11 protein-coding genes are annotated in these 12,932 nt (G+C 44.8%); 3 read left to right on the plus strand and 8 right to left on the minus strand.

All coding sequences use genetic code 11. The annotated features are described in order from the left end of the window. The first annotated feature begins 132 nt into the window (after positions 1-132). On the plus strand, positions 133-1,068 hold the full coding sequence (locus ACTW1R_RS13285) for an ABC transporter ATP-binding protein (RefSeq protein WP_074933275.1): 936 nt from the start codon (positions 133-135) through the stop codon (positions 1,066-1,068). Next, entirely contained in the window at positions 1,061-1,831 is a 771-nt protein-coding gene (locus ACTW1R_RS13290; protein ID WP_005228499.1) for an ABC transporter permease, read from the plus strand. Before ACTW1R_RS13285 ends, ACTW1R_RS13290 begins: the two co-directional genes overlap by 8 nt. A 53-nt stretch (positions 1,832-1,884) precedes the next feature. On the opposite strand, the gene ACTW1R_RS13295 is transcribed toward ACTW1R_RS13290, so the two are convergent. Then, the gene (locus ACTW1R_RS13295; protein ID WP_271813190.1) at positions 1,885-3,714 is read right to left on the minus strand and encodes a glucose PTS transporter subunit IIA; all 1,830 of its coding nucleotides are present in this window, start codon (positions 3,712-3,714) and stop codon (positions 1,885-1,887) included. 290 nt (positions 3,715-4,004) lie between these two features. Here ACTW1R_RS13295 and ACTW1R_RS13300 point away from each other — a divergent pair, with 290 nt between their 5' ends. Continuing rightward, entirely contained in the window at positions 4,005-5,204 is a 1,200-nt protein-coding gene (locus tag ACTW1R_RS13300) for an enolase C-terminal domain-like protein (RefSeq protein ID WP_005234111.1), read from the plus strand. 94 nt (positions 5,205-5,298) lie between these two features. Here ACTW1R_RS13300 and ACTW1R_RS13305 read toward each other — a convergent pair whose 3' ends face one another. The 7 genes from ACTW1R_RS13305 to ACTW1R_RS13335 all read right to left on the minus strand — a co-directional run bounded on the left by ACTW1R_RS13305 (position 5,299) and on the right by ACTW1R_RS13335 (position 12,638). Further along, positions 5,299-6,006 carry a GntR family transcriptional regulator gene (locus tag ACTW1R_RS13305; protein ID WP_005228494.1) on the minus strand — a complete coding sequence of 236 codons (708 nt, stop codon included), beginning with the start codon at positions 6,004-6,006 and terminating at the stop codon, positions 5,299-5,301. Further along, complete coding sequence (locus tag ACTW1R_RS13310; RefSeq protein WP_005228493.1) at positions 6,003-6,329, minus strand: MGMT family protein; 327 nt, start codon at positions 6,327-6,329, stop codon at positions 6,003-6,005. Before ACTW1R_RS13310 ends, ACTW1R_RS13305 begins: the two co-directional genes overlap by 4 nt. 139 nt (positions 6,330-6,468) lie before the next feature. Beyond that, positions 6,469-7,857 (minus strand): glucuronate isomerase, encoded by a 1,389-nt coding sequence (gene uxaC / locus ACTW1R_RS13315; RefSeq protein ID WP_016608895.1) that lies wholly within the window; start codon positions 7,855-7,857, stop codon positions 6,469-6,471. Positions 7,858-7,873: 16 nt separating this feature from the next. Then, positions 7,874-8,950, minus strand: a complete 1,077-nt coding sequence (gene uxuA / locus ACTW1R_RS13320; RefSeq protein ID WP_271813188.1) for a mannonate dehydratase — start codon at positions 8,948-8,950, stop codon at positions 7,874-7,876. Between the two features lie 3 nt (positions 8,951-8,953). Beyond that, positions 8,954-10,552, minus strand: a complete 1,599-nt coding sequence (locus ACTW1R_RS13325) for a mannitol dehydrogenase family protein (RefSeq protein WP_271813185.1) — start codon at positions 10,550-10,552, stop codon at positions 8,954-8,956. A 270-nt stretch (positions 10,553-10,822) separates the two neighbouring features. After that, positions 10,823-11,659, minus strand: a complete 837-nt coding sequence (locus tag ACTW1R_RS13330) for a YitT family protein (protein WP_015510257.1) — start codon at positions 11,657-11,659, stop codon at positions 10,823-10,825. A 58-nt stretch (positions 11,660-11,717) separates the two neighbouring features. Beyond that, the gene (locus ACTW1R_RS13335) at positions 11,718-12,638 is read right to left on the minus strand and encodes a cation efflux transmembrane domain-containing protein (protein WP_271813183.1); all 921 of its coding nucleotides are present in this window, start codon (positions 12,636-12,638) and stop codon (positions 11,718-11,720) included. Between the last annotated feature and the right edge of the window lie 294 nt (positions 12,639-12,932).

Here is a 12,932-nt window from a genome sequence, read left to right on the forward strand (position 1 = left end):
TTGCCTCTTTCCCACTTTTCATCGATTAGCAACAATTGTTATCTAATCAAATGAAAAAAATCAAATCATGCGGTTCTTCTTGAAAAAAAATGATAGAATAAACCATCATACATAGAAGGAGTTCAAACAAACATGACCTATGCACTAGAACTAACCGATTTACGCAAAGTCTATGCTACCGGCGTTGAAGCGTTGCGGGGCATAAATTTGACGGTGGAAGAAGGCGACTTTTATGCCTTGTTAGGCCCAAACGGCGCTGGAAAGTCCACCACCATCGGCATTATCACCTCTCTTGTCAATAAATCTTCGGGAAGCGTCAAAGTCTTCGGCTACGATTTAGACAAAGAATTGGTCCAAGTCAAACAACAGATTGGTCTGGTTCCCCAAGAATTCAATTTCAATCCCTTTGAAACGGTCCAGCAGATCGTTGTCAATCAAGCTGGGTATTATGGTGTCCCTCGCAACGAAGCCATCAAGCGCAGCGAAAAATACTTGAAGCAGTCGAATTTGTGGGAAAAACGCAATGTTCGTGCGCGGATGCTGTCAGGCGGGATGAAACGCCGTTTGATGATTGCTCGTGCCCTGATGCATGAACCACGGCTATTGATTTTGGATGAACCGACGGCAGGTGTCGATATCGAATTGCGGCGGGAAATGTGGAGCTTTTTGCGAGAGCTGAACCAAAAAGGCACAACGATCATTTTGACGACCCATTATTTAGAAGAGGCGGAAATGCTTTGCCGCAACATCGGGATCATCCAATCTGGTGAACTGATCGAAAACACCAGCATGAAGTCCTTATTGGCAAAACTGCAATTTGAAACCTTTCTTTTTGATATCGCACCGATTGAACAAGCACCAACGATCACTGGGTATCCGATCCAAATGGAAGATGAACAGACCATCGCTGTTGAAGTCGCTCGAGATCAAGGCGTCAACGATCTTTTTGCCCAATTCAGTCAGCAAGGGATCAATGTCCTCTCCATGCGCAACAAATCCAATCGCTTGGAAGAACTATTTTTGAAAATCACCGAAGAATCACACGAAGCGGAGGAAAACCATGTTTAGTCTTTATTTTACAGCCTTAAAAAGTTTAGCGGTCAAAGAGACCAACCGCTATTTACGGATTTGGGTGCAGACCCTCGTCCCACCCGTCATCACTACTTCCTTATACTTTATTATCTTTGGGAAAATGATCGGCAGCCGCATCGGCGAAATGGGCGGCTTTTCTTATATGGAATTTATCGTTCCTGGGCTGATCATGATGTCGACGATCACTAGTTCTTACTCTAACGTGTCATCTTCCTTCTTTTCACAGAAGTTTCAAAAAAACATTGAGGAACTCTTAGTGGCGCCGGTCCCTACCCACGTCATCATTTGGGGCTTTGTCTTTGGCGGACTTGGCCGTAGTATCTTGGTGGGCACATTGGTGACCATCATTTCCCTTTTCTTCGTCCCATTACATGTTTATTCTTGGGTCATCGTTGTCTTAACCCTTGTCATGACCGCCATCTTATTTTCATTAGCAGGGTTGCTAAATGGGATCTTCGCCCAATCCTTTGACGATGTTTCCATCGTGCCAACCTTTGTTTTACAACCATTGACCTATCTTGGAGGCGTCTTTTACTCCATCAGCATGCTGCCGCCGATTTGGCAAACGATCTCCAAAGTCAACCCGATCGTGTATATGATCTCTGGTTTCCGTTACGGCTTTTTGGGCACCATCGATGTCCCGATTTTCCTCTCCATCGGTATTTTGGTCTTGTTCATTGTCGTCTTATACAGCGTATGCTGGTACTTGATCCAAAAAGGCCGCGGGCTGCGTAGTTAATTACAAATAAAAAAAGATGAACTTCGTTAACGAAGCTCATCTTTTTTCTTTTATTAGGCATTCAAGACGACTTTTTCCAGCAATGCACCGGCTTGGTGTCTGCCTTCTAAATCAGTACTTCCAAAAAATTGCTGCACGCGATCCATGTTGGTGATCAAAACGATCACCATGGTTTCTTTGCCTTGCTGCTTGATAAACGGCAGATCCATTTGTGCCAGTTTGGTTTGCGGAGTGACTTGCTCCCCAGCTTTGACAAAGACTTCAAAGCCTTGACCGCCAAGGGAAACTGTATCGATCCCCATATGCACAAGAACTTCAACGCCGTTTTGGGTTTTGATCCCGACGGCATGTTTTGAAGGGAACACAGTGGTGACTTCGCCACTGACTGGTGCAAAGATTTGGCCATCTTGGGACTCGATGGCATAGCCTTCTCCCATCATTTTCGTTGAAAAAACTTCATCTGGTACATCTTCTAATGGGACGTATTCACCATGGGTCACGGCATGCAGATCCACTTCGTTGGTGTAACGATCACCTTCTGCTGCTTGATTTGGTACCAAGAACCAGCTCATGGCAAAAGATAAGCCGATCGCCAAGATGATCCCTAGAACGGCGTAGACAAAGTATTCCCCGATATAGGCTGGCAAACTAAAGATACTTGAAAGAATGTACCCATAAATACGAACACCGAAGAAACTGATGAAGGCAGAAGCTACAGAACTACCAACTGTTGCTGCGATAAAGGCTTTTTTATACTTCGACAAAATCCCGAATAACGCAGGTTCTGTGATCCCTAACAAGCCTGAAACCGCCGACGATAGAATGATCGATTTTTCTTCTTTGGTTTTGACTTTGAAATAAATAGCTGCTGTTGCGCCGGTGATTGCCATATTTGCCATAAACATCATTGGCATCAGCATATCATATCCTTGATTGGCAAAGTTTTGCAAAGCGATCGGGGTCATGGCATGATGCAGTCCCGTGAAGATTGCGATTGGTCGAATCGCCCCTACCACGATTCCTGCTAAGACAGGCGAGATAGTGAATAATCCAGCCACGCCAGCAGCCAATAAGTTTCCTAGATGGATACTGATTGGGCCAATGACCGTTAATGTCAAGATACCAGCGACAAACAACGAAATCGTCGGTGTAAACACGGTACGCAGCACTTGTGGTAAGAGTTTATCGACCCAACGGTAAATATAGCTGAGTGCCAGCACGGCAAAGATAATGGGAATCACTGTCCCTGCATAGTTAAAGACGGGTACTGGCAGTACGCCGAACAAACGAAAGGCGGAAATGCTTCCTTCGGCTACCGCATTGGTCATTGTTGGAAATTGCAGCGTTGCCGCGATTGCGATCGCTAAATATTGATTGGTTTTAAAAATCCGAGCGGCAGAAGCAGCAACAAAAAATGGCAAGAATGTGAATACGCCGCTCGCAATCATGTCGATCACTAAATAGGTATCTGTTTGATTAGAGATGACATTCAATGCCACCAATCCAGCCATCAATCCTTTGATCATTCCTGCGCCAGCGATAGCTGGAACGATCGGACCAAAAACGCCAGAAACGGTATCCATAAATAAGGAAACGGCGCCTTTTTTCTCAGATGACTCCCCTTGGTTCGCTTCATCAAGTCCTAATTCTTTGGCCAAAGGTGCATAATAATCAGCAACATCCGTTCCTATCACTACTTGCAGCTGATTGCTTTGATATTTTGTTCCTACGACTTTGGGTGTTTTTTCTAACGCCGCATAGTCGACTTTTTTCTCATCCTTTAAATCAAAACGCAAGCGAGTCATACAGTGCCATGCATTGTTGATATTGTCTGATCCGCCAACATCTTTAATGATCTGTTTTACGATGTCTTCTTTGGTCATCTTTTTTTCCCCCTGTTGTTTGCTAACGGTCCTGATCCTTTTGACGGGCGCCCTTTCAGGTGTTTCCGTTTTCACACACATAGTAGCATGCTCACACAGACTTGTAAAACCAGTCCTTTTTTGATAAAACTAGAATAAAAACCCTATATATCAACGTTTTATTATAAAATAGGCAAAAATTGGACTGGTTTTATGGTGTATATCCAGTTTTTATTAGACCAAATTGACAGCGGTTGCCAAGCATGTTTCAATGGCTATAGCAACTAGAGACAAAAATTGGAGTGAATGAAATGACACCAACGATCATCACCGACGTCAAAGCCTTTGCGATCAAACCTGATCGTCATAACCTTGTTGTCGTTAAAGTAGAAACGAACAAAGGCGTATCTGGGTTAGGTTGTGCAACCTTCCAGTTTCGCCCACTAGCCGTAAAAACCGTCGTTGACGAGTATTTACGACCCCTCTTACTTGGCCGCGATGCCAATCAAATCGAAGATCTTTGGCAAGTGATGAATGTCAATTCTTACTGGCGGAATGGTCCGATCACCAACAATGCCATCTCAGGAGTCGACATGGCTTTATGGGACATCAAGGGACAATTAGCCGATATGCCATTGTATCAACTGTTAGGTGGAAAAGCGCGTACGGCGATTCCCGCCTATACCCATGCCGTGGCAGATAATCTCGAAGACCTTTATCAAGAAATCGATCGCTTCTTGGCTGAGGGCTATCGCTATATCCGTTGCCAATTAGGCTTTTATGGTGGAAATCCTAGCCAACTGCAAACACCCGATCAGCCCATCGCTGGTTCCTATTTTGATCAAACAGACTACATGGACACAACACTGAAAATGTTTGCTGCGATCCAAGAACGATACGGCAATCAATTTCAAATGCTGCATGACGTGCATGAACGGCTACATCCAAACCAAGCGATTCAATTTGCAAAAGCCGCTGAGCCTTTCAATCTCTTTTTCCTAGAAGATATTTTGCCGCCGGATCAAAATAAGTGGTTGCAGCAACTCCGCAGCCAGTCGGCGACCCCGATCGCGACCGGCGAATTGTTCAATAATCCGATGGAATGGCAAGAGCTAGTCAAAAATCAACAGATTGACTTTATGCGCGCCCATGTCTCACAAATTGGTGGGATCACGCCAGCATTGAAATTGGCTCACTTCTGCGATGCGATGGGCATTCGGATCGCTTGGCACACGCCGTCTGATATCAGCCCTGTCGGCTTAGCCGTCAACACCCATCTAAATATCCATCTCCATAATGCCGCGATCCAAGAAACGATTGCGATCCCAGCAAATACCCAGTCGGTCTTTGGTGGTAGTCCGCAACCTGAAAACGGCTATTTTTATCCCATCGAGAAAAGTGGGATCGGAATCACGTTCGATGAAGCAGCAGCTGCGGAATTTCCCGTGGTTTACCGTCCTCATGAATGGACCCAGAGCCGTACACCAGACGGCACTTTGATCACTCCTTAAACACAACAAAAGACATCCCCTGTCCAATCGACAGGGGATGTCTTTGTTCTCTCTGGGTAAGGACAACGCAACTGGCACATTTGCTTTTCCAAAATCAATCGATGCGTGAGCGATGGATCTCACGGTCAAAGGGACGGATATAGGTCACAGCATAATCAATGGCAACGATATTGCTGAACTCATACACGCGGCCGTCTTCTAAAATCGCCCGATTGCTGATCTGCATTGCCGGCGTCCCCCGCTTGCACAATAAAATACCCGATTGCGCGGTCGATGTGGTGATGGGGGTATAGCTGGTAATGTAGTGGGAAATTCGGTATCCGCAGCTTTCGACATAGCGTTGGATCGAGTGCTCCACGATTTCTTGTGTCAATTCGGGAAATAGGCTGACGGGCAATTTAGAGGTTTCCAGCTGTTCGATTTTATAATTGACGATCCGCACTCGTTCAAAGGTCCAGACTTCCTCGTCTGGGCCTATTTGGAAAATCTGCTGTTCATCCAACGTTGCTACCGCCTTATTCAAGGAAATCATTTTGGAATGGATGCGGTCATAAGGGGTGCGGGTCAAGGAATTAAAGATCATTGGATTTTTGACCCATTTTTCATGGATAAAAATCCCTGAACCTTGAACCACTTTGACGATCCCGATCTCTTCAAGGTTTTTGATTGCTTGCTGGATCGTAAACCGAGAAACACCATAGGTTTGCGCAAGAGTTCTTTGGTTGGGTAGTTTGCCGGCAGAAAATTCTTCCTGATAGATTTTACTCAACAGATCTTGTACGATAAATTCACGTTTTTTCATAACGGCTCCTTCATTTGAGCGGGAGCGATCTCGCTCATGGACCAACTGCAAGCCTTCATATCGATACGACCACTGGCTTTGAAGACCACCCCTTCATCGACGAGTGCTGCTTTTCGCACATTGGCGGAGGGACCAACTAAGACGCCATCTGCCCGCACGACACGATGGGCAGGGACATCCTGAGGGCTCAAGCGCATCGCTCGACCGACTGCTCGCGCGCCGTTGATTTGTCCCAATTTCCACGCAATCTGACTATAGGAGACGACTTTACCAAAAGGGATCTGCCGCGCCAGCGCATAGACTTCTTCATAGAATGGATTCATACTGTTCGCTCCTTCTTTGATTCTTTCTATCATAGTACTGGATTCCCTGCCAATAGTAAATGAACAGACGCAACTTTAGCAATAGCCATACAAACACTCGATTCGTTCTCTAGCAAGCCAAGAACGAATCGAGTAGTCATTAGTTTGGAAAATCAAAGTAGGTTTTCGCATTGTGATAAGAGATATCTGCGACGATCTGCCCTAAATATATTTCATCTGCTGGTAGTTGTCCGTCTTCTACCCATTCACTGATCACCTGACACAAAATCCGCCGGAAATACTCGTGGCGTGGATAAGACAAAAAGCTGCGAGAATCCGTCAGCATGCCGACGAAGTTTCCAAGAATCCCGCCTTCTGCTAGGGTCGTCAACTGATGCCGCATACCAGAATACGTATCATTGAACCACCAAGCAGAGCCTAATTGCAGCTTGCCTTTGCTCTCTTCTTGGAACGCCCCCATCAGCGCAGTCAACACTGGATAATCTTTGGGGTTCAGTGAATACAAAATCGTCTTTGGCAGTAAGCTTTCCGCCTGAAGCTGCGCCAATGTCCGACTTAAGCCGCTCGCTAGACGGTCGTCCCCCATCGCATCACCGCCGCTATCAGGTCCTAGTTGTTGGAAAAGTTTTTGATTGTTGTTGCGAGTCGCCATCAGATGCAATTGCGCGGTCCAGCCTTGCTTTGCGTATTGGCGCATCAAGTCAATCAGCAAGCCGGTTTGAAACTGTCTGATTTCTTCATTAGTCAGTGTCCCAGTGGTCAAACGCTTCTGAAAAATCGCTTCAAGTGCAGCGGTATCGTAGGCTTCCTCTCCAAGACGTGACAGACTGTGATCTGCTAAACGACAGCCCCGTTGCTGGAAGTAGGAAATACGCACGGTCAATGCTTCAACCAGCGTTTGATAGCTAGTGATTTCTTTGCTCGCAGCTGCAGCCAATTGCTTAAGGTATGCTGGAAATTCTGAATTCTGCAGATTAATTGCTTTGTCAGGACGAAAGGTAGGATACACAGCAAAGGATTCTTCTGCCAGCTTTTGATGATACGTCAACGAATCAATGGGATCATCCGTCGTACAGATCACCTCAACGGCCATCTTTTTGATCAGCCCTCGTGGTGAAAATTCCTTCGTCTGCAACTGTTGATTGGCTTTTTCCCAAATGCTTGCTGCATTGGCTAGTGTCAACCGCTCATCAATACCAAAGATTCGCTTCAATTCCAAATTGGTCCAGACATATAATGGATTGCCAATGCAAGCCTCCAAGGTCTGCGCCCAAGCACAGAATTTTTCGTAGTCATCAGCATCGCCAGTGATCAAAGATTCTGCAACACCATTGGCTCGCATCAAGCGCCATTTGTAATGGTCCCCCGCCAGCCACGCTTGGGTCAGATTGGTGAAGTTTTGGTCTTCGAAAATCTCTTTCGGATCTAAATGGCAATGGTAATCAATGATCGGCTGCTTTTTTGCATACCCATGGTATAACTCTTTGGCAAAGCTGTTTTTCAAAATAAAATCGTCAGTTAAAAACATTTCTTCGCTCCTTTTCTTAACGCCCCACGCTCTTGTCGATGGCTTCCCACAACCCTAATAAGTAGGAAGCGCCGATCGCCCGATCATATAAGCCATAGCCTGGACGTCCCGTTTCTCCCCAGATCATTCGCCCATGATCTGGTCGAATATAGCCGTCAAAGCCATTTTTGTACATCGCTTCTAGGATCTGATACATGTCTAACGAGCCTTCAGAGGAGAGATGCGGTGCTTCATAAAAGTCTTTGTCATTGCCCAAGTATTGAATGTTACGAACATGGGCAAAAGGAATTCGATCCCGGCGACAAAACTCAGCCAAAATCTCATAGACATTATTGGCTGGGTCTTCGGCGATACTGCCAGTACAAAGTGTGATACTATTTGACGGACTGTCGACCACGTTACAGACCCAATCCAGATCATCACGGTTTTTAACGATACGCGGCAGACCAAAAATCGAATAGGGAGGATCATCTGGATGAACAGCCATCTTGATGCCGACCTCTTCGCAGGTGGGAATGATGGCTTTTAGGAAATAAGCAAAGTTTTCTCTTAATTTGTCATCATCGACATCCTTATACGCAGCAAACAATTCTTTGACATGAGCCAAACGTTCTGGTTCCCAGCCTGGCAAGGTATAGCCAGAGCTTGACTCCTCAACTTCTTTGACGATCTCTTCTGGGTCTTTGTCGATCCCTGCTTTTTCAAATGCCATCGTAGAAGAACCATCGGCTAAGCGATAATCGAGATCCGTTTTGATCCAATCAAAAATCGGCATAAAATTATAGCAGATCACTTCGATCCCGTATGCTGCCAAATTACGAATCGTTTCTTTGTAGTTTTCGATATACAGGTCTCTCGAAGGCAAGCCAATCTTGATGTCATCATGAATATTGACACTTTCGATCACCTTCAGAGAAAGTCCAGCTGCTTCGACTTCTTCCACGAGCGCCTTGATCCGTTCTTTGGGCCAAACTGCTCCAGCAGGCAAATCAAAGAGTGTACCGACGATGCCTTTCATCCCAGGAATTTGACGGATATCTGCTAACTTGATTTTATCGTATTCTTTTCCATACCAACGAAATGTCATTTCCATTTTTTATTCAATCCCTTCTACTGTTTCATGTAATGTTTTACGGACTGCGCCGGTTCCTGCTAGCATCTTAGCGAACAAGTGACCCACGTTTTCAGCGATTCCTGCTTGATAGAGATCCAACCCGAAAATCTGCGGATTTGCTAAGATTGGGCGAATGATCCCTTGAACATCGGCGGCTGTCCCTAACTGACACTCCCGTAAAATCTCTTGCAATTCTGCTAAGAGGGGATCAGGACTTGGGACAAATAGATGGCCTTCATTATCGATCGCTAAGAGATAACGCAACCAGCCAGCAATCGCTAAGGGAATGAAAGTCAGCTCAGAAGCCGAGCCTTCTTTCTCCACATACTTTTTGATGGTTTCGCCAAAACGGATGGCGATTTTCTGTGAGGTGTCTGCGGCGATCCGCTGTGGGGTGTCAGGAATCAGCGGATTCGGTAAACGAAGACCGACCACCTCATCGATAAATTTCTTTGGCTGAATGATCTCAGGATCTTCCACTACCGGTAAGCCTTCACGATAGCCGATTCCTTTGATCAAAGCGACAATATCTGGATCGGTCATTTCCGAAGCAATGGATGTATAGCCGAGTAAACAGCCGAACAAACTCATTGCCGTATGCAGTGGATTCAAACAAGTTGTGACTTTCATACTATCGGTTTTGTCTACGATCTCTCGACTCGTCAAGATCACCCCTGCTTTGTCTAAATTCGGGCGACCGTTCGGGAAATCATCTTCAATCACCAAGTAATGAGTCGCCTCTGTGTTAGCAAACGGAGCGATCGTCGTTCCTTTATCGGTCCGGATGACTGGCAACTGCTGAAGGCCAGCTGCTGCTAATTCTTCTGCAACTGCTGTTGAAGGATTTGGCGTAATCCGATCGATCATTGACCACGGAAACGTCACTTGCGCGTTGTTTTCTAAGTATCGAACAAACGCTTCTGAAACATGCCCCAGCTTTTGCCACTCTTTTGCGATGGTGACAATCGCCGCTTGGAAACGGAGCCCATTTTGCGAAAAATTATCGGTGGAGACCATAGCGATCGGAAGAGCCCCTGATTGAAAACGATCCCATAAAAAGCTAGCCAAAATGCTCATTGTATGGTTGACCTGATGAGGACCCGCAGCGAGATCCGCTTGGACGACAGGCAAAAAATTCCCCTGACTGTCTTTTAAGCCATAGCCTTTTTCTGTGATTGTTACGGTGACCAACTGCACAGAAGGATCGCTAAACAGCTGACGTACTTTTTGATAACTATCGGTGCAAGATGGATGACAATAATAACTGGCAGCTGTCGATTGCAAAAGTTTTTTCGTTAATTGACCATCCTCATGCATGATCACTTCTAGAATATCATTCTCATAAGGTGTATATACTTGATCGATTATCTGTTCATCAAATGTTTCGCAGACAACGATGCCGCTCGATAATTCGTTCTGATCAATCAAGGATTGTGCGATTTCTGCATGAAACGCTCGGTATAAATTTCCTCCGCCAAAATGAAGCCATCTCGGCTGTATTGCTGTTTGAGCATCAATCGCTGCTTTTTTTTCAGCAGGAAAAATGACGTGCGCCTTTTTCAAGACATTGTGATCAAACATGAATATCCTCCTTAAATTACACAAACTGATATATTAGTATTCTAATCTACGCAAAAGAAAAATGCAAGCATTTTCAAGAGAGAAACCTGCAATTTTTTTGTTCGCAAGAATGATTCTTCCCTGCGAACAAAGGCTAGTATTTTCTCTAGACTGTTCCATTTCTGGTTTGACCTTACTGCGTTAAATGAACAAGACAAAAAAACACAGTGAAGTGGCGTTCACTTCGCTGTGTTTTTTATTAGGCATAGCAGAATTTGACTGTGTTTCGCATCACTCAATGGGATGATAACTAAAACCTTGCCCCAGTACTTCTGAGACATTATTGACGATCACAAACGCTTTTGGGTCAATCGTCTCAATGATTTGTCTGATCTGCATAAACTCTTGGTCGCTGGCAACGATCAGCAGCACTTGCTTGTCGGCTTGCTGGTAACCGCCTTGGGCAGCCAACAGGGTTGCACCCCGAGCTGTTTTATCAAAGACCGCTTCTCGAATCTCATTCACGTGGTTCTCACTTAAGATCATGATAGATTTCTTTCGGTTAAAGCCGGTTTCAATGTAGGTCATCACACCAGAGGTGATCACGATCGATAAGATCGCAAACAAGAACTCTTCAAACCCGAAAACGAACAAGTTCATGGAAACAACGATCGCATCGGTCGCCAGCAAGCCAATCGCTGGATTCAAATTAAAGTATTTCTTGAAAATCAGCGGTGGAATCGTTGTGCCGCCGCTGGAAGACTGATTTTTGTACAAAATCGCTACTCCTAAAGCAAAAATCGCACTGCCAAAAATCACGGAAAGCAACCGGTCTTCAGCCACCATATATTCCGGGACTAAAGCAATTGCTACTGGAAAAGCAAAACTACCATAGAGGACTTTCATAAAAGGCCCCTTCCCTAAAAAGGCATAGGCAAGAATAAGCATGAGAATATTCAAGACCATGATCACAGCCGCTCGGTCCCAACCGAGTGCTGACTCTAATAAAATACCGATTCCGCTGACACCGCCAGCTGCCACATGATGCGGTCCTAAAAATAAATTGATGCTTGCCGCTAACAAGAAAAGTGCTGCGGTGATTTTTCCATAGGTTTTCAGAATTGTCATTTGTTTCCTCTTTTCTCTGTCATTTACACGGTTTATTCAAGCTGCTTTGCAGCCATTCTTACTCCTCACTATACGCCCATTTGATGTCACCGACAAAATTTATGTTTAGCCAGAGGGAATAACCGGAAATCTGTTGGCTGATTGCCTGATTCAATCGTTCTCGCAAGGGATCTTGCTGACCTACTGTATCGAGAGGAGTTGCAGGTAAAATCACTACATCTAATTCCACAATGACTTGATTACCGACTTTGGCGGTACGTAACACAAAGTCCACCACTTCTTCTGCGCGCAATTCTTTTTCAACGATCGTCATGATGGTCTCCCGCAGTTCTTCTTTTGGAGTAGAAGAAGTCAATTCTAAAATCGCTGCTTTCAACTCTTTTATCGAAAGCTGGATAAAGAACAAGGTGATCCCGATGGAGATGATTGGGTCGACATACATCGCAAAATTCCCATAGGGACTGGCTTGGATCAGCCAGGACACAAGAAATGAACCGACGACACCCAGACTAAAGAAAAAGCCGAAACGCCATTGTTCTAGTTCCACCCAATAAAAGGGATGGGTCAGTGGTTTCTTTTTTAAGTACAAGTAAAAAGAGAAACAGTAGATCGTACCCACCAGCGAGAAATACAAACCGATTGGATCAATCATGCCATCACTGACGTGTAATAAACTAAAAGCAGACTCAATGATCCCATAAATTGAGATCAGCAGGATGATATTATATTGAATAAATACCACTAATGGCATCAATGCCTCTTTACCGAATGGGAAACGTTCAAAATCTTGGGCTTGGATATATTTTGCCACGTACAAAGCAATCAGTGACATCACTGCACCAATCAATGTATAGACCCCATCTAACAAGAGGACGTTATAACTGACCAGCAACCCAAAAAGCAAGGCCCCGCCACCATAGATACTCCCAGCGACAATCGATGCCAACAAAAGCTTGCGTATTTTTTTCTTTTCACTCATGATATTCCTCATCTTTCACAAAAAAACTATTCTTTTGATTGCGTTCTTCTATCTATAAGCCTATCTTCCCATATAAATAACATGAAAAACAGTCAATTTTTTCATACAAAGCGGAAAAAAATAGTGTCGCTGTCAATTATTCACTCTATTCTCTAATGACGTATATACGGTTTTCCTCTTCCTCTCTTTTTACATTCTGGTGTAAATCCCCTTGACTACACAGATTGATTCCCTTATCATCAAGGGTAACCATATTCAATCAGAATTTTCAGAATATTCCGTTATATTTTTCAT

The sequence above is a fragment of the Enterococcus sp. R12 genome (assembly GCF_058135755.1).